At 67.3% G+C, this 20066-nt stretch carries 18 protein-coding genes; 8 read left to right on the top strand and 10 right to left on the bottom strand.

Translation table 11 applies throughout. The annotated features are described in order from the left end of the window. Window positions 1-53: 53 nt before the first annotated feature. From QF206_RS01100 to QF206_RS01085, 4 genes are all read right to left on the bottom strand, one after another. On the bottom strand, window positions 54-830 hold the full coding sequence (locus tag QF206_RS01100; RefSeq protein WP_281487355.1) for a rolling circle replication-associated protein: 777 nt from the start codon (window positions 828-830) through the stop codon (window positions 54-56). 539 nt (window positions 831-1369) lie between these two features. Beyond that, the gene (locus tag QF206_RS01095; RefSeq protein WP_281487354.1) at window positions 1370-1714 is read right to left on the bottom strand and encodes a hypothetical protein; all 345 of its coding nucleotides are present in this window, start codon (window positions 1712-1714) and stop codon (window positions 1370-1372) included. A 185-nt stretch (window positions 1715-1899) separates the two neighbouring features. Continuing rightward, window positions 1900-3276 carry an AAA family ATPase gene (locus QF206_RS01090; RefSeq protein ID WP_281487353.1) on the bottom strand — a complete coding sequence of 459 codons (1377 nt, stop codon included), beginning with the start codon at window positions 3274-3276 and terminating at the stop codon, window positions 1900-1902. Window positions 3277-3452: 176 nt separating this feature from the next. Continuing rightward, complete coding sequence (locus QF206_RS01085) at window positions 3453-3626, bottom strand: helix-turn-helix domain-containing protein (protein WP_281487352.1); 174 nt, start codon at window positions 3624-3626, stop codon at window positions 3453-3455. A 141-nt stretch (window positions 3627-3767) separates the two neighbouring features. Here QF206_RS01085 and QF206_RS01080 point away from each other — a divergent pair, with 141 nt between their 5' ends. Continuing rightward, complete coding sequence (locus QF206_RS01080; protein ID WP_281487351.1) at window positions 3768-4784, top strand: hypothetical protein; 1017 nt, start codon at window positions 3768-3770, stop codon at window positions 4782-4784. On the opposite strand, the gene QF206_RS01075 is transcribed toward QF206_RS01080, so the two are convergent. After that, entirely contained in the window at window positions 4712-6013 is a 1302-nt protein-coding gene (locus tag QF206_RS01075) for a CDP-glycerol glycerophosphotransferase family protein (protein WP_281487350.1), read from the bottom strand. The genes QF206_RS01080 and QF206_RS01075 overlap by 73 nt on opposite strands. A 102-nt stretch (window positions 6014-6115) precedes the next feature. Between QF206_RS01075 and QF206_RS01070 the strand changes: the two genes are divergently transcribed. Further along, on the top strand, window positions 6116-7396 hold the full coding sequence (locus QF206_RS01070) for a CDP-glycerol glycerophosphotransferase family protein (RefSeq protein WP_281487349.1): 1281 nt from the start codon (window positions 6116-6118) through the stop codon (window positions 7394-7396). After that, complete coding sequence (locus tag QF206_RS01065; protein WP_281487348.1) at window positions 7393-9057, top strand: CDP-glycerol glycerophosphotransferase family protein; 1665 nt, start codon at window positions 7393-7395, stop codon at window positions 9055-9057. The genes QF206_RS01070 and QF206_RS01065 overlap by 4 nt, the downstream gene beginning before the upstream one ends. Before the next feature lie 4 nt (window positions 9058-9061). Here QF206_RS01065 and QF206_RS01060 read toward each other — a convergent pair whose 3' ends face one another. Both QF206_RS01060 and QF206_RS01055 read right to left on the bottom strand, forming a co-directional pair. Beyond that, the gene (locus QF206_RS01060; RefSeq protein WP_281487347.1) at window positions 9062-10102 is read right to left on the bottom strand and encodes a glycosyltransferase family 2 protein; all 1041 of its coding nucleotides are present in this window, start codon (window positions 10100-10102) and stop codon (window positions 9062-9064) included. A gap of 100 nt (window positions 10103-10202) precedes the next feature. Beyond that, window positions 10203-11882: a S1C family serine protease gene (locus QF206_RS01055; protein ID WP_281487346.1), complete on the bottom strand. Its 1680-nt coding sequence runs from the start codon at window positions 11880-11882 to the stop codon at window positions 10203-10205. Window positions 11883-12151: 269 nt separating this feature from the next. On the opposite strand from QF206_RS01055, the gene QF206_RS01050 reads away from it, so the two are divergent. Further along, window positions 12152-13345, top strand: coding sequence for an aminotransferase class I/II-fold pyridoxal phosphate-dependent enzyme (locus QF206_RS01050; protein ID WP_281487345.1), 1194 nt, complete (start codon window positions 12152-12154; stop codon window positions 13343-13345). Between the two features lie 12 nt (window positions 13346-13357). On the opposite strand, the gene QF206_RS01045 is transcribed toward QF206_RS01050, so the two are convergent. Then, entirely contained in the window at window positions 13358-14170 is an 813-nt protein-coding gene (locus tag QF206_RS01045) for a carbon-nitrogen hydrolase family protein (RefSeq protein ID WP_281487344.1), read from the bottom strand. 46 nt (window positions 14171-14216) lie between these two features. Here QF206_RS01045 and QF206_RS01040 point away from each other — a divergent pair, with 46 nt between their 5' ends. Further along, a complete protein-coding gene (locus tag QF206_RS01040; protein ID WP_281487343.1) occupies window positions 14217-15104 on the top strand; it encodes a ribokinase in 888 nt (295 codons plus the stop codon). Here the strand turns inward: QF206_RS01040 and QF206_RS01035 are convergent. Further along, on the bottom strand, window positions 15024-15662 hold the full coding sequence (locus QF206_RS01035; RefSeq protein ID WP_281487342.1) for an IPT/TIG domain-containing protein: 639 nt from the start codon (window positions 15660-15662) through the stop codon (window positions 15024-15026). The two genes, QF206_RS01040 and QF206_RS01035, sit on opposite strands and share 81 nt — an antisense overlap. 826 nt (window positions 15663-16488) lie before the next feature. Between QF206_RS01035 and QF206_RS01030 the strand changes: the two genes are divergently transcribed. After that, the gene (locus QF206_RS01030; protein WP_281487341.1) at window positions 16489-18048 is read left to right on the top strand and encodes a DHA2 family efflux MFS transporter permease subunit; all 1560 of its coding nucleotides are present in this window, start codon (window positions 16489-16491) and stop codon (window positions 18046-18048) included. Here QF206_RS01030 and QF206_RS01025 read toward each other — a convergent pair. Beyond that, window positions 18029-18298, bottom strand: a complete 270-nt coding sequence (locus tag QF206_RS01025) for a hypothetical protein (RefSeq protein WP_281487340.1) — start codon at window positions 18296-18298, stop codon at window positions 18029-18031. The genes QF206_RS01030 and QF206_RS01025 overlap by 20 nt on opposite strands. A gap of 88 nt (window positions 18299-18386) precedes the next feature. Here QF206_RS01025 and QF206_RS01020 point away from each other — a divergent pair, with 88 nt between their 5' ends. Further along, a complete protein-coding gene (locus tag QF206_RS01020; protein ID WP_281487339.1) occupies window positions 18387-18950 on the top strand; it encodes a dihydrofolate reductase family protein in 564 nt (187 codons plus the stop codon). Window positions 18951-19007: 57 nt separating this feature from the next. Next, window positions 19008-20030: an LLM class flavin-dependent oxidoreductase gene (locus QF206_RS01015; protein ID WP_281487338.1), complete on the top strand. Its 1023-nt coding sequence runs from the start codon at window positions 19008-19010 to the stop codon at window positions 20028-20030. The last annotated feature ends 36 nt before the right edge of the window (window positions 20031-20066 follow it).

The following is a 20066-nucleotide window of genomic DNA, read 5'->3' as shown; positions in this document are numbered from 1 at the left end:
GGCGCACGAGTCCTCCAACCACTGCCGCAGAAGCTCTTGATCCACCGCCACAGCTAGCGCCCCCACTGCGCCCAGATCGCCGGAGGGCCCTGCCAGTCCTCCACGTCCGAGGACGACCACCGCGTAACCGGCTGCCCGCCAAGCACCGCCGACGCCTGGTCGATCACCTCGCTCACCGTGGAACCAGACAAGGCGACGGGTTCCGGCTGGAAGCCCTGCGCCACGTCATACCGATGCAGCCCGAGGGCCCGAGCATCCGGATCCGCGAACGTCTTCGCGACGTACTTCGATAAGTACCCCGCCGCCCGCCGCGCTTCCGACAGCGCCCCGGAGCCCACCGGCAGATCGCCCAGCAGCTTGATGTGGACGAACCCGCGACCCCACGTCCGCTCGATCGCGCCACGCTTGATGAACTTCCCCACCGCGAAGTGCGCGTGCAGGCCGTGCCCGGACTTGTGCCACTCCGGAACCCACACGTACGGGAAGGCCTCACCGCCGATCGACTCGCGCAGCTCGCGGAAGAACTCGCCAAGGTGGCTGCGGATCGCCTCGGGATCGTGGCATCCGTCACCGCGATAGGTCAGCGTGCCCAGCCGGTTCAACCGATTCGCGGCGCAGTACCGGCGCAGTCGGGTCCGAGCGCGCCGCCCTGCCTCCTCAGCCGCCCGCTCGGGGTCCTTCGCCTGACCTCGCGGCACGTAGGCGGAGCGCTTCGTGACGTAACGACGGTAGGAACCCCCGCCCTCCCCGGCATCCGGATAGAGCGAGAACTGCCAACCCGAGGCAGGGCGCAGGAAAGCACCACCAGAGGGGGAAGTGGGAACAGACAAAGGGACGACCAATCAACGAAAACCAACGAGGAATCGCTGAAGGCAGCCGTCGCGAACACGGCAATGCAGAAGCAGTTGGGCGCGAACAGTTGCACTCAGCAGCCCGATACGGGCGAACGCCAGAACGGCGAGGGGCACCGTGACGACGGCGCCGCAATCTCAGTAAGTGTCTGTTGGTATGGAAGAACCCGTGACTTCGACACAAGGGCTTCCCTCGCCACGTCTCATAACCGCGGCACCCTTGCGTACCCAGATCTACCAGATGAATTACATCGTTGTCATTCGTTCCCAGCAGACCCTCAGGCACGGGCAGCGGCGCTTCGCGCCGAGCTGCCGCGAAACCGGCCGCTCCGCGCCCGGTTTCTTTGCCACCGAAGGCCCTACCGCGGTTTGCGAGAGCTAGAGAGTCCGCGACGTCGAGCGCGAGTGTTACGCGGGTGCACAACCCGCCACAGGGCCCGTTCGCCGGGCGAACTGAGGCGCCGGACTGCCTGGGCGGCTTCCCGAGTTATGTTGCTAGTTCAAGTAAAGCGGCGCCGCTACGCGGCGCCGACGCGGAACGCATCTGCATCACTACAGCCAGCTTCCACCCACGGCCCCCAGTCGTCGTGGCTATCGGAGATAGGGCTGAACCATTGAATTCGTCCGACCGTGCTGTAGATCGGAATCAACGCGACTAAGTAGCGCCGCTGCTTGTTATCGTGTGACGCTACAGGAAGGCCATTCAGCACCGCAGCCTCACTCAGATGGAGATCCTTTTCAAGGGCAGAGCGAATTCCATCATCTTCGACCTGTGCCACCGCAGCACGCAGGTCGCTTACATTTCGATCGCGTTCTCGGCGAATGCGACCGCGCAACTCCATCGCGGCCAGCCAAGCTACCATCGGTCGAGAAGCATGCTTCTTCCACTCCGACTGAAGCGCAGGTGTGATAGCGGCACCTGTCGCACAATCCTTGTTCTCCAGTTGTCGAACTAACGCCAAGCATGCTGCGCTTGAAGGATGACGGGCTGGGTCACTCACGCGCCGGGCCACCGACGCGTCGATCAATATGTGGCGCGATGGCCTCATTAGTCGGCTTCCTCGTGAAGCTGGACTGCATCAAGGTACTGCCAGTCCGCATCCTGAGACACTTCGTCGAAATCAACTGGCCATTCTCCGAACCGCCCCACGTCATCGATCGACGCCTCCACCGAGGTTTGGAACCCTGTCGACGGATCGCGCGAGAACCAATTCAGCGAAACGGAATCAGAAGGGAGTTTCCCTTTCGCAATACCGGTCTGAATTCCGCGAATGAGAAGAGAACTGTGAGTTTCCGCCACTACGTAAACGCCGCGATTAGCAGCTGCGATCAGGGCATCCGCAAGAGCCAGTTGAGCGCGAGGGTGAAGATGAATCTCTGGTTGTTCGACATACACAAGCTGGCCCGGCTTCGCCGCCAGGAGGGCGACGAGAACAGGCAAGGTCTGACTCACCCCGAATCCTACGTCCGCAACGCTAACGAGGTCTTGAGCGCCGCCCTGTTGTGCGTGGGGCATCCGCCCAACGACAAGTTCGATGGAAGCATCGTTCAGTTTCCGGGCCGACAGCTTCCATGTAAGCCCCAGTGCTTCGAGTTGCTTTGAAAGGACTCCGACGAGCGGGCTTTCCGATTCCGTCCATTCGTAAATAATGCTGGCCACGTATGTTTCGAAAGTGCCCGGATACGTACTTCCGACCGCGGAACGCGCATAGGCGCGCTCCGGGTTTCCCCGCAGTCCCGGCACGTGGATGATGCCGCGAAGGAACCTGACCCATCGATCGTCGTCCGCGTCGCCGCTGACATTGAGACGGTAAGTCATCTCCCCGTCACTTACCGTCATGAAAGGCTCCAAGAAGCAGCGGTTCCTGTAGACCTCGAACCCCCACGAGTCATCCGCTCGGGCCGCCGACTTCTCCGACTGACCAATCTTTCGAACGGCCTGCACATATCGTTCAGCCAGACCTCGATACTCGTCCCGCAGCCTAGCCAAGTCCTTCTTACTAAGCGGGTCCGACAAGACTGTCTGAACACCGTGGGCGCTGGATGTATCTGTCGCAATAGACAATGCCCCGGCGCGCGCAACGAACCTGACCTCGCGCGATTCTTCCCCTTGGTACATGCCCGCCATGAACTCGTTAACTACGTCATTGCGAGACTTGCCACGACTAAGAATTTGCGAGTGTTCAGTGATCTTGACGTTCGGGCCGTATAGGAGGAGCGCACCGGGGTCAAACGCAGAATCAAGCGTCTGCTTCATCATCAGGAATGGCTGAATGAAGCTGGACTTACCCGAGCTATTCGCACCGCTAATTATTGTGAGGGGCTTGACCGAGAGAACACTCTTGTTCCGAATGGCCTTGTATCCCTCCACTGAAAGCGAAAGCGGCCCCGGTGTGTTCGGCTTGCGTTTCGGAACTCTGGCCAAGTTGTAGCTCCTCGTAGACAGCGGCAGCACTTAGGCAGGAACGCCCAAAGGGCCCTGCTCGATTTCGATAGCGTGTTATTGCTAGCCGAACCCGATCGGGATCGCCTTGATTCTAATGGCCGCCCAAGCCTCCCACGGGGAACGTCGATACTTCCTCATGGCCCCCGGGGGTCGGCTTAACAACTAGCCAGCAAGTTCGGGTTGGCAACGCCGCGCTCGACCTTGCCCCAGTTGGTCCAGTGGAGCCCAGCGAGTTCGGCGATGTCCTCCTGGCTGAGCCCGAGCCGCAGGCGGGCCTCGCGAACGCGCTGGCCGAGCGTGATCGCGGCAACGGACTTCGAAGCGGGCACTACTCATGACTAAGCGCATGGCGCGTATGAATCCAGAGCGCACGAGCCCCATGTGTTTGAACCTCAGTGTTCAGATCGGCACGGGAGCGCCTCAGCCTGGGCGGATTACCATAGGGCCCCCGACCGGGAAGGAGCGCCCTGGTGCCTTTGGATCGACGAATCGCTGCCCCGCACCGACTCGCGGAGCAAGCGGCGCAGCAGCGCATGATCGTGCGCGGGTTCGACCGCCTGCTCACCGTGCAGCGGCCGGTGGTGCTGGCTACGCTTCGCGACCTGCGCCGCCGGCATCCGTCTGCGAGCCCCGACGAGACCATCCGGATGCTCGAGCGGCGCTACCTGGCCGCGGTCACAGTCGGAGGGGCGGGCGTCGGAGCCAGCGCGGCGGTGCCGGGTGTGGGCACAGCCGTCGGTATCGCGCTCACGGGCGTGGAAACCGCGGTCTTCCTCGAATCAAGCGCTCTGTTCGCGCAAGCGGTCACCGAAGTGCACGGCATCGCGGTGACCGACCCCGATCGCGCACGCGCCCTCGTCATGACGATGATGCTCGGCGACTCGGGGGCAGACCTGGTGCGTCAACTCGCAGCGCAGTTCGCCGGGAACGGTATGCCGCAGACGGCGTTCTGGGGCGACATCATCGGCAAGAGCTTGCCCAAGGCCTTCACCGGCCAGCTCGCAGACCAGGTCAAGCGGCAGTTCATGCGCCGCTTCGCAGCGAACACCTCCAGCGGCGCGGTGGCACGACTGCTGCCGTTCGGAGTCGGTGCAGTCATCGGCGGGAGTGCGGCACACCTCCTGGGCCGCAAGGTGGTGACCAGCTCTCGGACGGCGTTCGGACCCGCGCCACAGCTCTTCCCCGACAATCTGGCTGCGATCGTTCCGCCCCGTCGGGCGGTCCGCACTGCATTCAAGACAGCAGCCGCGACCACGGTCGAGGCTGGTCAGCGCGCAGCGGCCGGCACCGCTTCCGCGGCGAAGCGGGCTGCGTCGAGCACAGCCAAGGCGGGCCGGACGGTCGGCAACGGTCTCGCTCGGCCGGTCAGACGATCGCGCCGCACCTCAGTCGCCGAATCCGCCTCCGAAGCGACTCAGGACTCGTCGACGGGTGCTTCGTCTTCGTCGGCTTCCTCATCGTCGAACGCACCCACTAGCGCTTCCTGATCGGCATGCAGCTTGGCGTGCACCTGCCAGTGCTCGATCAGCCGCTCCACGGCCCCGTGGAACCGCTGCGTCGATGCCCCTGGCGTCGTGTCGCCGAAGTGATGCTCCGACCAGCGCTGAAGCGTCGCCAGCGACTCGGAACTGGTCTGCACGCGGTCGACAGCCTCGACGACATTGCCCGCGTCTTCCACGTCGAGCCACTCGCAAGAGCCGAGGAACCCCGACGCATCGACGACAGCATCCGACGAAGCAGGGCGTGTAACGATGATGGGCTTCCCCGTCGCCAGCCGGTCGTAGATCATCGCTGACACATCGGTGATCGCCACGTCGGTGGCCGACAGCTGCCAGTCGAGCGACCCGCTGGTGTCGTAGATGTGTCCCGCAGCCGGATCAGCGGCGTTCGCGGCCTCGATCGCCGCGATGACACGCTTGTTCGCCTCGCCGTACGAAGGGTCGGCCACCCCGCTGCGGGGGTGAGGCCGGTACACCACCCGGTGCCTGCCGCTGGCGAGCAGTGCGCCGACGAGCGCCTCGCCGTGAGACGCCACCGAGCCGTAGCGCATCGACCCGCGATCGCCCTCCCAGGTCGGGGAGTAGAGCACGACCGTGCGGTCGTCAGCGGAATACGGAGGCTGCGCGCGCAGGTGGTCGACCTGCGGACGCCCGATGACCAGAGCACGCTCGTCGACGTCGTAGTCCCAGAGCGCGCGGCGCAGCCGATCGAGCGCCGCCTGCCCTGCCACGAACGCGAAATCGTAGGCCTTGTACTGATTGCTGCTCATGTACGCCTTGTCGCTCTCGCCATGGCTGATGAACACGTGCCACATCCGACCGAACCGGAACATCTGGAAGTTCTTGGCGTTCTGATTGACGTAGAACACCAGCTTCAGTTGCCGCTGCTCATGCACGAACCGCTCGAGCTCGGAGATCTTGCGCAGGTACAGCGTCGGAAGCGGGGCCTCGTCCCACAGTGTGAGCGCAGTGCCCGGCGATCTGGAGATGAGCACGACCCGGTGCTGCTTCGAGAGCTCCTTCAACGGTTCGTACCACTGACGGATCTGGTAGAGGTTCACCCTCGTGTCGGCGAAGTACACCGCGATCTCGACGCTGTCGGCATCCGGCATCGGCATGTCTACCAGCCGTCGCTCGACACGCAGTCGTGTCAACCGCGACCTCACCATGTTGCGCAGGATCCGCACAGCGGTCTTCGCGTCGTTCAGCAGCGGCAATTCTTGGTCCTCCGAACGTGCCCTCGCCCGGCAGGCACATCGAAGGATTAAACCAGCGCGTGTCACACAGCCGCCCCGAAACTGCGGGATAGTTGTTGAATCGTGTCCGGGTTCACCTTCTCAGCCGGCAATGCCGCGAAGCTGCTGTCTGCGCCGCTCTATGCCCTCGGCGCGCTCGCAACGCGCCTGACGCCGAGGAACGCGCGGCTCTGGGTGTTCGGCTGCGGCTCCGGGCTCGGTGAGGGGGCCCTCGAACTGGCTCGGCACGTGGCGCGGGCGGATCCGAAGGCGCGTGTCGTCTGGCTGGGGCGCGACGAGGCCGAGGTCGAGGCCGCTCGCGCTCGAGGGCTGCAGGCCGCTCGCCGGGCCAGCTGGCGAGGACTGCGGGCGACGCTTCGCGCCGGTGTCATCGTGATCACGCACGGGTTCGGTGACGTGAACCGATTCGCGGTTCGCGGGGCCTTCATCGTGCAGCTCTGGCACGGCATCCCCTTGAAGCGCATCCAGCTCGATGCCTCTGCGACCTTCGACTCCCCGTTGCCGCTCGAGGGCCTGCTGCGGCGCTTGTATCGGCTCGCCGGCCGCAACATCAGCCTCATGCCGGCAGCCGGCAACATCTCGGCCGAGCGGCTGCGCAGCGCGTTCGGCCTGCCTGCCGAACGGGTCGTCGTGACCGGCGACCCACGAGACGACGTGCTGTGCCGAGGCACAGCGGCCGAGCGCGAGTTCGCGGCGCGCGCACTGCTGGCACCTCTCCTCACCTCGCAGACCGCCGGCGCGACCGGTACCGCGCAGCATGAGCGCGGAGTGCGGTTGGTGCTGCACGCGCCGACCTGGCGCGACGGCGAGCCCGACCCCGTGCTGCCGACCGACAGCGAATGGGCTGCCATCGACGCCTGGCTCGAACGCACCGGCTCCGTGCTGCTGCTTCGCCCGCATCCGCACTCGGTCGGCGAGTATGCGGAAGCGGCCACCCGTTCGCCGAGGGTCGCGCTGGTCGACTCGGAGGCGATCAGCGACGTCAACACCGTGCTTGCGGCCGTCGACGTGCTCATCACCGACTACTCGTCGATCGCCTTCGACTTCGCACTGACTGGGCGGCCGATCCTGTTCCTGGCGCCCGACCTGGAGCGATACAGCCAGACTCGTGGGCTGTACGAGGAGTACCACGACTTCAGCGGCGGGATGGAGGCGTCCGACTGGGCGGCGCTGCTCGACCTGCTCGAACGCTTCGACCGTGACCCGGCGACGCGGCGACTGCTGCGCGACCACAGCGAGCGCCTCGCCACACGTCATCACGCCTACCGCGACGGGCGCAACACCGACCGCGTGTACGACGCCATCGTGCAGCGCCTGCCGGAACGCAGCAGGGGCCGCGCATGAGCACGTCCGACGAGCGCGGCGGCGCATCGCAGGAGCGCGACAACGCCTCCGACGCGCCCCACGTCGACCGCGTCGACCCCACCGACCTCGAAACGAATGGGGAGCCGACTTCGGGTGAGCCGACCGGGGGCATGGATGCGGTGATCATCGACACCGTGATGCTGCACGGCGGAGAAGTGCCGGAACTCGTGCTCGGCGGCACCGGGTCCACGCCGGTCGACCTCGAGCTCGTCGGATCCCGCTGGCGGGCGCCGGCGTCGGTCGAGCGCGACCCGCAGCGAGATGGGTGGCGGGCGACGGTGGCACTCCGGAACGGGCGGTGGTCGCTCGGGGTTGAGGAGCGGCATCCGCTGCCTCCGCCCGCCGGCCGGTACACGATGCGCGCCGCATCGCCGCTTGAGTTCTCGGCTTCGGCGTCGCTACCCGCTGCGCTCTTGGTCGAGCAGGTTGCGAGGCTCTCCTTCGAGCCGGGCGGAGGCATGGGCGATCACCAGGCGCCCGCCCTCCTCATCGCACCCCCGTTGGCCGACGACGAACGCGGGCCGGAGCAGCAACGACGCCTCGAGCAGCAGTACCGGCGAGCGCGGCCAGCGCCCGAGAACGCCGTATTCTTCGAGAGCTTCTATGGCAGCAGCGCCTCGTGCAATCCGCGCGCCATCGACCGTGCCCTGAGCGAGCTCGCGCCGGGCGTCACACGGTACTGGAGCGTCGCCGACGCGTCCGTGCGGGTGCCGGAGGGCGCCATCCGCCTCATCGAGGGCAGCCGCGAGTGGTGGAGGGTGCGGGCGTCGGCGAGGCTGCTCGTCGTGAACGACTGGCTGCGCGGCCGATACCGTCGGCGAGCCCACCAAGCGGTGCTGCAGACGTGGCACGGCACTCCCCTCAAGCGGCTCGCGCTCGGGCGCCCCGGGTTCCGTCCGAGAGCGGCCATCGCTACGCTTCGGGAGCGCTCGCGCTGGAGCATCATGCTCTCGCAGAACCCGCATTCGACGCGCGTGTTCCGCCGCTCGTACGCGTTCTTCGGGCCGGTCTGGGAGCTCGGCTACCCGCGTGACGATGTGCTCTCGCGAGGCGAGGCGTCGACGGTGCGGCGCCGTCTCGGCATCCGCGACGATGCACTCGTCCTGCTCTATGCGCCCACCTGGCGCGACGACCGGCCCGACGAGGTCGATCACTTGGGAAGCGCGGAATTCGTGCGCAGGATGCCGCACGTCGACGACCGCGAGGTGGTCGTGCTTCTCCGAGGCCACTCGCGCACGCTCGGCCCTGGCACCGACGTGGAGGCGCCCGGCGTGATCGATGTCACCCGCTTCCCGGACATCGCCGAGTTGTACCTCGCTGCGGACGCGCTCATCACCGACTACTCCTCGGCGATGTTCGATTTCACGGTCACGGGCAAACCCGTGCTGTTCTTCGCCCCCGATCTGGAGCACTACCGAGACCGGCTGCGCGGGTTCACCTTCGACCTGCTGGAAGATCCGCCCGGCCCGGTGCTCGCCGATGTGGAATCGCTCGCGCGAGCGGTGTCGTCGCTCGACGAGGTCCGCCAGCAGTTCTCCGAGGCATACGAGCGTTGGCGGCAGCGGTTCAATCCGAACGACGACGGCCGCGCAGCGGAGCGAGTCGTGCGGCGCCTGCTCGACACGGGTCGGATCGGCTGAGGCGTCAGCCCGTTCGCGAGGTGTCGACCACGTCGCGGGCGCCCTTGAGAACACCGACGATGAACCCCGCTCCCCACGCGAGATGCATGCTCGGCAGCACCAGCAGGTAGAGCCAGCGATCTCGAGCGGTGGCGCCCCGTTCGCTGACGAAGCTCACCCAGAGCAAGAGCGCGAGGTAGGCGAGCGGGCCGAGGTACACCGCGCTGAGCAGCCACGACGGCCAGCCGTGCACCACACCCGTCAGTTGGAGCACTGCGAGCACCAGGCTGAGCACGATCGCGAGCACCAGCAGGGGCGGCACGAAGAATCGGAGCGGGTTACGGCCCTTGTACCGGCGCACGAGCTCGCCACGCCACGCACCGGTCGCGCTGAACTGGCGCACCAGCTTCTCCCAGCTGTCACGAGGCCAGTACGTCACCTCGAGGTCGGGATCGAACCAGACGAGGTGCCCGGCCGAGCGGATGCGCAGGTTGAGTTCCCAGTCCTCCCCGCGCCGCACCGACTCGTCGTAGAGCCCCGCTTCGAAGAGCACTTCGCGGCGGAACACGCCGAGGTATGCCGACTCGGCAGGGCCGGCATCCGTGCCGCCGTGGTACTGACCTCCGCCAAGCCCGATGCGGCTGTTGTAGGCGCGCGCAACGGCCGCCTGGAAGGGCGTTCGGCCTTGCGCCTTCATCAGGCCGCCGACGTTCGCGGCGCCCGTGCGTTGCAGAACGGCGACCGCCTTCCGCGTGTAGTCGGGCTCGAGCTCTGAGTGGGCGTCGACGCGCACGACGATCGGATGCCGGCTCGCGCGGATCGCCAGATTGAGCCCCGCCGGGATGTCGGTCTGCGGGTTCCTCACCCAGCGCACGCGCGGGTCTCGCTCGGCAAGACGCTCGACGATCTCATCGGTGCCGTCGGTCGAGGGTCCAAGCGCGAGGATCAGCTCTCGCTCGCCGGGGTAGTCCTGCGCGAGCACGGTTCGCACCGCGTGCTCGATGTACCCGGCCTCATTGAGCACCGGAATGACGTAGGAGACGCCGGGGAACCGATCGTCTGCCATGCGCACAAGCGTACCGGCGGGCCGGGTGCGCTCTTCGCGCCCCGGCCCGCCGGTGTGGTCGCCTGGTCCGGCGCTTCCTGTCGCGACTCCCTGCTGCGGCCTAATCGAGAGATCCGAGCGTCACGTCGACCGTGCGCACCTTGCCGTCCCTCACGTAGGTGATGGTCGTCTTGGCGCCCGCCGGCAGCGCGCGCACCTGGGCTGTCAGGTCGTTCGCGCTCGTGATCGGGATGTCGCCCAGGTAGGTGACCACATCGCCCTTGCGCAGGCCGGCATCATTGGCCGCGCCCTGCCCCGGGTTCTCGGCGATCTCGGCCCCGAGCGTGCCGCCCGAGGGCTGGGTGACCATCGCGCCGAGGAGGCCGTGCGTCGCCGCACCGTTGTCGATCAATTCGCCGGCGACCCGCTTCGCCAGATTCGACGGGATCGCGAATCCCACCCCGATGCTGCCCGCCGAGCCCTGGCTGTTGCCCGCGCTCGCGATCGCGACGTTCACTCCGATGAGCTTGCCCTCTGCGTTCAGCAGGGCGCCGCCCGAGTTCCCGGGGTTGATCGCGGCATCCGTCTGCAGCACGCTCAACTGCACGGTCGACCTCGCGCTCGACTGCTCCTGACCCGGCACGTCGAAACGCCAGAAGTCGAAGGGGTTGTCGGGCTGTTGGGGCTGATCCTGCTGCGGCTGCTCGGGCGCTGCAGACGAAGCCACCGTGATGCTGCGGTTCAGTGCGCTCACGATGCCATCGGTGACCGTGTTCGCAAGCCCCAGCGGGGCCCCGATCGCAATCGCCGCGTCGCCGACGTTGAGGCTCGACGAATCAGCGAAGCTGATCGCCGGCAGGTCAGCGCCATCGACCTTGATCACCGCCAAGTCGCTGAGCGGGTCGGTACCGACGAGGGTGGCGTCGAGCACGCGGCCGTGCCAGGTGCGCACCGAGATCTTCGGGTCGCCGCTCGCACCATCGAGGGTCACCACGTGCGTGTTCGTGATGATGTGCCCCTGATCGTCGATGACGACACCCGAACCGGTTCCTGCTCCCTGAGAGGTGCCGACGGAGATGGTGACGACGCTCGGGCCGGCCTTCGCCGCAACCGCGCTGACGGGCGCGACTCCGTTGCCGTTGTTGATGCTGATCGTGCCGGGGCTCTGGCTGCCCACGATCGTGGTGCCGCTGTCACCGCCGTCTGCGATGAGGGCGACCGAAGCGCCCGACACACCGCCGACCAGCGCGCCGACGGCGAGCGCCGCGATGATCGGGATCGCGGAGCGGCGCGGCGCGGTGGCAGGAGCGGATGCCGCTGTGCCCGTGGAGTGAGCGGTTGCCGGGTGCGGGGCTCCGGTGTGGGCCCCCGCGACGTACTGAGCACCGGCGTGCGAAGCGTGCGCATGCTGGCTTCCGGCGTAGGCGGAGGAGCCGAACGCCGCACCGGTGTGCGCGTGTTCCTGTGCGCGCTCAGCACCTGGCGCGTTGCCGACGGGGCTCGGGCCGTGCCCGCCCAGGTGCGGCGCCGACTCCGCAGGCTGGGGACTGGAAGAGCCGGGAGCGGCGGGGGGCACCTCGCTGGTGCGAGGCGCGTCGCTCTGAGGTGTCTGCGGCGCTGAACTCATCGGCGCGGAGTTCATGGTGTCGGGAGCGGCCTCACGGGGTCGCTGCGATCCGGCGTCGAACGGCTCGGGCCGACCCCCGGCATCCGTCGCGCCTAGCTCGGACGGAACAGCGCGTTCACGGTCGTCGCCTCCCGAGGCTTGGCCGGGGTGCTGGTTCTCGGTCGGTTCGGTCATCATGCGCTCCTTTCACGCTTGATCAGCGTCCACCGGCAAGCTGTGCGTTCTCTATGGTGCCGCTGAGCAGCGACTTCCGGCTCCCTTTGGTCTGACTTGTCTCATCGCTCGCGGCTCGGCCACCGGTTGCGCGTCGCACGCAGCACGCAGCACGCTGCACCCAACACGCGAAGGCGTGCCGCTGGCGGTGGTTGCCGGCCGGCGTGACCGTCCGTCACGGTCGGAACGGACAGCCTGTGATCCGAAGGGGCCGGCGGTAATGTTGCCGGGTGACAGTTTCAGGTGCGTGGCGGCGCGCCGCTCAGGGCGCGATGCTGCTCGGTGACGACGGCGAAGTGCGACCAACGATCTTCGCCGAGATGTCGGGGCTCGCCGTGCGTCACGGCGCGATCAACCTGGGGCAGGGGTTCCCCGACGAAGACGGTCCGACCGAAGTGCTCGAGGCCGCCCAACGAGCGATCCGCGACGGCCACAACCAGTACGCCCCGGCCATGGGCGTGCCAGTGCTGCGCGAGGCCATCGCCGACCACCGCGAACGGTTCTGGGGGCTCTCGGCCGACCCGGACCGTGAGGTGCTCGTCACTGCCGGCGCGACAGAGGCTCTCACCGCGACGTTGCTCGCGCTGCTCGAGCCCGGCGATGAGGTGGTGACGTTCGAACCGTTCTACGACCTGTACGCCGCAGTCGTCGCCCTCGCCGGCGCGACGCTGCGCCCGGTTCCGCTGCTCGCACCCGAGTTCGAGCCCGACCTCGACCGGCTGCGCGACTCGTTCACCGATCGCACACGGATCGTGCTGGTGAACAACCCGCACAATCCGACGGGAGCCATGCTGAGCAAGGAGGCGCTGCAACTCATCGCGGAGCTCGCCGAGCGACATGATGCGGTGATCGTCGCCGACGAGGTCTACGAGCACCTCGGATTCGAGTCGAAGCACACTCCGATCGCGACGATCGCCGGTGCCGCAGAGCGAACCGTCAGCATCTCGAGCGCCGCGAAGACCTTCAATGTCACGGGCTGGAAGATCGGGTGGCTGGTCGCGAGCCCGGCTCTCGTCGAAGCGATCGTCGCGGTGAAGCAGTGGTTGACCTATGTGAACGGCACGCCATTCCAGCACGGCGTTGCGGTCGGCCTCGGGCTGCCCGACGAGTTCTTCTCGGGCGTTGCGAGCTCACTCGCGCACAAGCGCAATGTGCTGTCGGCGGGGCTGCGCGAAGCGGGCTTCTCGGTGTCGCCGTCGGCGGGAGGCTATTTCGTCGTCGCCGACGCCACGCCGCTCGGGTACTCGGATGCCGCGACCCTTTGCCGCGAGTTGCCGGAGCGCGCCGGAGTGGCCGCCATCCCGCTCTCCGCATTCGTCACGCCCGAGAACCGGGCTCCATACGAGTCGCTTGTGCGCTTCGCGTTCTGCAAGCGCATCGATGTGCTCGAGAGCGCGGCCGCGCGCCTCGCCTCTATGGGCTGAGCGGCGACCGCCTCAGCGCGTGCGAGGCACGATGTCGAATCGCCGCAGCGCCAGCGCGGGGTTCACTTCGCGCACAGCGCGCACGCGTCCTCGTGACACCCAGCTGACTGCGACGTCTTCGATCTCGCCGATGGTGGCGAGTTCGATGCCCATCGGATCGACGATCATGCTGTTCCCCACGCCGATCGGCGGCGCCTGGTCAGCAGCGGCGAAGTACACGGTGTTCTCGATCGCGCGGGCCGTGACGAGCGTGCGCCAGTGGTACTCCTTCAGCGGCCCCCGCACCCACTCGGCTGGCAGCGCGATGAGCTGCGCACCCGCCTCGGCCAACCGTCGCGAGACTTCCGGGAAGCGGATGTCGTAGCAGGTCTGCATCGCGACCGGAACGCCCTGCACGTCGAAGACGATCGGGTCCTCGATCGGTCCAGGCGCGACGAACTCGCTCTCCTTCTGACCGAACGCGTCATACAAGTGGATCTTGCGGTACACCGCCACCACGTCGCCCGAGGGATTCACGGCGACGAGCGTGTTGAAGAACCGGCCATCGGGCGCCCGCTCGATCATTCCGGCGACCAGATGCACGCCCTGGTCCTGCGCGACGGCTGCGAGACCGGTCACGAACTCGCCGTCGAGATCTTCCGCGGCTTCGAGCCAGGTCTCATCGATCGGCGCGCTGAAGAACGCGGAGTACTCCGGGAACACCACCAGCCGCGCGCCGCGCTCAACCGCGGTTCGGGTGAGCCGGCCGATCGTCTGGAGGTTCGCGGAGGTGTCGGTGCCGGGCGCGAATTGCGCCACGGCAACGCCGAGTACGTCGTGAGGCATACTGCCATCCTGCCAGCGACGCATCGGCTCTGGCAGAGTGTTGCCCATGACCGCTCCCCTCATCGTGCTGGGCTCCGCCAACCGTGACCTCGTCGTGCTCGTCTCCCGGCATCCCTTGCCCGGCGAGACGCTGCTCGCTACCGGGACCACGACCGGCGTCGGCGGCAAGGGCGCCAATCAGGCACTCGCCGCGGCCAGGGCCGGAGCCACGCCGAGCTTCGTCGGCGCGGTCGGGGCGGATGCCGAGGGCGACGAGCTCGTGCAGGCCCTCGCCGACGGCGGCGTGGACGTCACTCACGTGCGGCGATCGATGCTGCCGACCGGGCTCGCGTTGATCACGGTGTCGGACGCGGGCGAGAACACCATCGTGGTCGCACAGGGCGCGAACGCGTCGCTCGAGCCTGAGCAGGTCGCGGGTGATGTGGCCGCAACCGGTCAGGGGCCGGTGCTGCTCGCTCAACTGGAGGTGCCCCTGGATGCGGTCGAGGCCGCCGCCCGGACCGCTGGGCGTTCCGGCGGCCGCTTCGTGCTCAACCTCTCGCCGGCGCGCGAGGTGCCTGACTCACTACTGGAGATATGCGACCCGCTCGTCGTCAACGAGTCCGAGGCCGCGCTGGTGGCGGGTCGCGACGCGGCGAGCGTCGAGTCGGTCGATGACGCGCTCGAGCTGGCCCAGGCGCTGGCCGGCCGGTGCCGGTCGATCGTGATCACGCTCGGCGGCGACGGCGCCGTCTTCGGCGACCAGAGCGGCGTCACCCACGTGCCGGCCGAGAAGGTCAAGGTGATCGACACGACCGGTGCCGGCGACGCCTTCGTCGGAACCCTCGCCGCACGACTCGCACGCGGCGAGGAACTAGCCGATGCGGTCGAGGCCGGGCTCGCGGCCGGCACCGCTGCGGTGCAGCACCTCGGGGCGCAGCCGCCCCGCGCCTGACGCTGCCCGCCCTGTGGCGCGCGCGGTGGCGGCGCGGATCACCGCGGCCCCGATGCCGATGCTCAGTAGGGCGAACACGACAGTCGCGGCCGCATCGGCTCCCGTCGGCGGCAGCATCCCATCAGCCGAGCGACCCGGAGCGATCGCGGGTTGAGCGTTGCTGTGCTGGGTAGTCGGGCCTGTGACCGAAGAGCCACCGCTGGCGGGGCCGCCCGGTGCTGCTGGCGCAGCCTCGACGACGAGCACTCTCGTCGCCGCTGTGAGCGCGGAGTCGAGGGTGTCAGAGGTCACCTGCACATCTGCATAGCCGGGCGGCGTGCCGGCAGGGACGATGGCGCGGAGCTCTGTGTCGGATACCACCGAGAAGCGAGTGCGATCGAGCACCGTGCTCCCGATGCGCAGTGAGGTCGTCAGGGCGTGATCGAAACCCGTGCCGAGAATGGTGATCTCTTCACCGACGCGCGCCTCCGCTGGGGCCACCGAGGTGATGCGGGGCATGAGGAGGAAGGTGGCGGAGGCGCCGACATGGAACATGGGGGCCGCAGCGCTCCAAGTCATTCCGAACTCGTCCGAGAACACGGGCCGCACACCAGTCACGGGCGCCTGAGCTTGGCACAGCAGGACTCCCCGCCCTTCCGCACCGAATGCCGGCACGTGCACGGCTATCTGTGACCCCGAATCGACGGGGACACCGACGGCCACAGGCGCTACAAAGGCCTCGGTCGCAGCCGGGCCATCGGCGGATACGAGACCGCTCTCAAACAGAGCCGATCCCAATGTTCCGGGGCCGTTCCAACTGTTGACTGAGACTCGGAACGCGTTTTCTGGAGTGCCGCCAGCGCTATTTACGACAACCAGACGGACTGATTCCAAATAGTTCACGCCTCGAGGAACGTCGATGGCTACGCCGTGGCGCCCGTCCCCGCTCGTCAGACGCAAAGACGCGCTGCAGTCGTATGGGACCTCCACACTCTCGGCCGCCTGCGCCGAGTGATCGACACCCGGCACAAGCACCAGACCAAGGACAGCCACGATGAGAAAACTGAGATTTCGACAATTTCTCCACACGCTCGCGACCATATTGAGGTTTTCTCGTTACGGCCAGGGCGTTCACGCTCTGTCATGCCCCCACTACGGGCCTCACGACCCCTTTCCGACAGCGAGGAGAGCACCGAAACGCCCCGGCGATGCCGATCAGCCCGTCGCAACACGCCGAAAGGGTCGCGCGAGCACGTCCCGACGTGAATAATGGTGCGGTGCGCGTCGAGGCCCTCCGCGCATGCGCTCGCTCACCACGATCTCGGCGCTCCACGCCGCGCTCGTTCCGCCGCTCTCGACGGATCCGTGACGATTCCCCGACCACAGGGCACTGACGACTGAGACCATGAACGCTGCGCACAAGAACTCTCCTTCCGCCTCCGCCTCCGCCTCTGCGACGACTCCCGATTCGGCGACAGGCGTGACGGCCGTCTCATCGGCCGAAGCGCTCGGCCGACGCAATCGCCTGGTGATCTGGCTGCTGCTCGCGTCGAGCTTCGTCGTCATCCTCAACGAGACGATCATGAGCGTTGCCATCCCTGAGCTCATGATCGATCTCGAGGTCGACGCGCGCGCCGCGCAGTGGCTCTCGACCGCATTCATGCTGACCATGGCGACGGTCATCCCGATCACGGGGTTCCTGTTGCAGCGGTTCAATACCCGTCCGATCTTCATCGCTGCGATGTCGCTGTTCTCGCTCGGCACGCTCGCGGCCGCGCTGGCGCCCGGGTTCGCCGTGCTGGTCGCCGCCCGCGTGGTGCAGGCATCCGGCACCGCGATCATGATGCCGTTGCTGATGACCACGCTGATGACGCTGGTTCCGCCCGGAGCCCGCGGACGCACGATGGGCAACGTGTCGATCGTGATCTCGGTCGCGCCCGCAATCGGCCCGACCGTGTCAGGCGTGATCTTGAACTCTCTCGGCTGGCGGTGGATCTTCATCATCGTGCTGCCCATCGCGCTCGGGATGCTGGCGCTCGGCGCGAAGCGGATCGCGAATGTGACCGAGCCGAAGCAGGTGCCGATCGACCTGCTCTCGGTCATGCTCTCGGCGCTGGGGTTCGGTGGCCTGATCTACGGCCTGAGCCGCATCGGCGAGAGCAGTGCGCAGCCGGCAGATGCTGCGGCATCCGCGACGCAGATGTGGGCGACCATCGCTGTCGGAGTCATCGCGCTGGTGCTCTTCGTCTGGCGACAGCTGCGACTGCAACGCCGGGATCGGGCGCTGCTCGACTTGCGCACGTTCCGCTCCACGAACTTCTCTGTGACCGTGGCGCTCATGGTGATCGCGATGGCGTCCCTCTTCGGCGCCCTCATTCTGCTGCCGATCTACCTCAGGCAGGCGCTCGAGCTGGAGCCGCTGATGATCGGGCTCCTGCTCCTGCCCGGTGGCTTGCTCATGGGGCTGCTGGCGCCGTTCGTGGGTCGGCTGTACGACCGGTTCGGGCCGACACCGCTGCTGGTTCCAGGCACCGCGATGGCGAGCGCGGCACTGTGGATGCTGTCGGCCACGGGCCCGGGCGCGTCCGCGTACTTCGTGCTCGGCGCGCATCTTGTGCTCAGCGCCGGTCTCGCGCTGATCTTCACGCCGTTGTTCACCTCGGCGATGGCGTCGGTGGCACCCTCGCTGTACTCGCACGCGAGCGCGATCGTCGGCACGGTGCAGCAGGTGGCGGGAGCTGCGGGCACGGCACTCTTCGTGACGGTCATGTCGATCCAGCAGCAGGCCAGTCAGGCGCGAGGAGCCGTCGAGACGGTCGCGGTCGCAGAGGGCGTGCAGCTCGCGTTCTTCGCGGCGGCGGTGCTGTTCACGCTCACGATCATCGCGGCGGCCTTCGTGCGCCGCCCGCAGGAGCACCCGCACCCCACTGACGCCGAAGCGCCAGTCAGCGCCGCGGCAGCCTGATCGTGATCCGCCCCTCCTCAAGGGGCCGATCGCCTGCGAGCGGTGCCGGTGCGGGCACGATCTTCTCGGTCTCGAGATGTTCGCGAGCGTGCCGCTGAGCGGGGTTGAACACCTCGTCCATGACGCCGAGCGCTCCAGCCAGGCCGCCGAGCCCGTCGCCGCTGCCCGCGCCGCTGCGGCGGAACCGCAGGCTGCCCACGCACATCGCCACGACAGCGAGGGCTACAACGGCCAGCACCAGCCATTCCATGCCGCGAGTGTACGCCCGAGTCTCGCTCCAGGCCTCGCTTCAGGCGTTCGAAGTCCCTACTATCGACGCACGAGTCTGGAGGCCGATCATGCGCAACGTGACCTATTCGATGAACGTCTCGCTCGACGGCTACATCGTCGCTGCTGACGGAACGTTCGACTGGTCGGGACCCTCAGACGAGGAGTTCCGCTTCTTCATCGACCAGCTCCGGCCGGTGGGCGTGCACCTGCTCGGCCGAAAGCTGTACGAGACGATGCTGTACTGGGAAGACCCGGAGGAGACGCCATCGTTCGACGCCGCCGAGCAGGAGTGGGCATCGCTGTGGAATCCACTTCCGAAAGTCGTGTTCTCCAAGACGCTGTCGAACGTGCATGGCAGCGCGCGGCTCGCGACTGGAACCGTGGCCGACGAGATCGATCGGCTTCGAGCCGAGCCCGGTGACGGCGACATCGCCATCGGCGGCGCCACGCTCGCGGCCCAGGCGGCCGCAGCCGGGCTCATCGACGAGTACCAGTTGATGATCCGCCCTGTGCTGGTCGGCGGAGGAATACCCTACTTCGCGCACGAGGAACGTCGCGTCGACCTCGAGCGCGTCGAGACGCGCAACTTCGACTCCGGCGCCGTCTTCTTGCGGTACCGCGTCGCCCGCTGATCGGCTGCCGGTTTCCGCGCCCGGAATACATGCTTGCGACGGCCGGTTGTCATCCGCGTGAGCAAGAGAATCGGCTTTCTGTCGTTCGGGCACTGGACACCGCACCACTCCTCCTCGACTCGCACGGCGGCAGACGCGATGCTGCAGAGCATCGACCTGGCCGTCGCGGCCGAGGAGCTCGGCGCAGACGGCGCGTACTTCCGGGTGCATCACTTCGCCCGCCAGCTCGGCTCCCCGTTCCCGCTGCTCGCCGCTGTGGGCGCCCGCACTGAGCGCATCGAGATCGGCACCGGCGTGATCGACATGCGCTACGCGAATCCACTGGCGTTCGCAGAGGATGCCGGCGCCGCCGACCTCATCGCGGGAGGGCGACTGCAGCTCGGCATCTCGCGGGGATCGCCCGAACAGGTGATCGACGGCTGGCGGTACTTCGGGTTCGAGCCGGCGGAGGGCGAGACAGAAGCCGACATGGCGCGACGTCACGCGGAGCTCGCGCTGATGGCGCTCTCTGGAGAGCAGTTCGCCCAGCCGAACCCGAGGCCCATGTTCCCGAATCCACCCGGGCTGCTGCGTATCGAGCCGTATTCCGAGGGCCTCCGCCGCCGCATCTGGTGGGGTGCCGGTTCCGATGCCACCGCGCGGTGGGCGGCTCAGCGCGGCATGAACCTGATGTCATCCACGCTCAAAGACGACGAGTCAGGCGAACCGTTCCACGTGCAGCAGCGCAAGCAGATCGAGGCGTTCCGCGACGAGTGGGCGAAGCAGGAGCACGGATTCCAGCCTCGGGTGTCAGTATCGAGATCGATCTTCGCGATCGTCGACGAGCGCGATCGACGGTACTTCCTCGGCAGTGGCGAGCGTGATGACCAGTTCGGCTACATCGACAGCACCCGCTCCGTGTTCGGCCGGTCCTACGCTGACGAGCCCGACGCGCTCGTCGAGCAGCTCCGCGGCGACGAGGCGATCCAAGCCGCGGACACGCTTCTCTTGACCGTGCCGAATCAGCTGGGCGTCGACTACAACGCCCACGTGATCGAGTCGATCTTGAAGCACGTCGCGCCCGCCCTCGGATGGCGTTGACGGACGGCATCCAGGCCGGGTAGCTCGACGTGCGGC

The organism is Ruicaihuangia caeni, assembly GCF_029952955.1.
GTDB lineage: Bacteria > Actinomycetota > Actinomycetes > Actinomycetales > Microbacteriaceae > Ruicaihuangia > Ruicaihuangia caeni.
The sequence above is the reverse complement of the archived record's forward strand: the minus strand, read 5'-3'. Positions and strand labels throughout refer to the sequence as shown.

Coding starts and splice junctions, on each gene's coding strand:
- QF206_RS01065 (WP_281487348.1), top strand. CDS start 7,393: ATGAGCACGTCCGACGAGCGCGGCGGCGCATCGCAGGAGCGCGACAAC.
- QF206_RS01060 (WP_281487347.1), bottom strand. CDS start 10,102: ATGGCAGACGATCGGTTCCCCGGCGTCTCCTACGTCATTCCGGTGCTC.
- QF206_RS01045 (WP_281487344.1), bottom strand. CDS start 14,170: ATGCCTCACGACGTACTCGGCGTTGCCGTGGCGCAATTCGCGCCCGGC.
- QF206_RS01055 (WP_281487346.1), bottom strand. CDS start 11,882: ATGACCGAACCGACCGAGAACCAGCACCCCGGCCAAGCCTCGGGAGGC.
- QF206_RS01020 (WP_281487339.1), top strand. CDS start 18,387: ATGCGCAACGTGACCTATTCGATGAACGTCTCGCTCGACGGCTACATC.
- QF206_RS01095 (WP_281487354.1), bottom strand. CDS start 1,714: ATGGTAGCTTGGCTGGCCGCGATGGAGTTGCGCGGTCGCATTCGCCGA.
- QF206_RS01035 (WP_281487342.1), bottom strand. CDS start 15,662: ATGACTTGGAGCGCTGCGGCCCCCATGTTCCATGTCGGCGCCTCCGCC.
- QF206_RS01030 (WP_281487341.1), top strand. CDS start 16,489: ATGAACGCTGCGCACAAGAACTCTCCTTCCGCCTCCGCCTCCGCCTCT.
- QF206_RS01040 (WP_281487343.1), top strand. CDS start 14,217: ATGACCGCTCCCCTCATCGTGCTGGGCTCCGCCAACCGTGACCTCGTC.
- QF206_RS01025 (WP_281487340.1), bottom strand. CDS start 18,298: ATGGAATGGCTGGTGCTGGCCGTTGTAGCCCTCGCTGTCGTGGCGATG.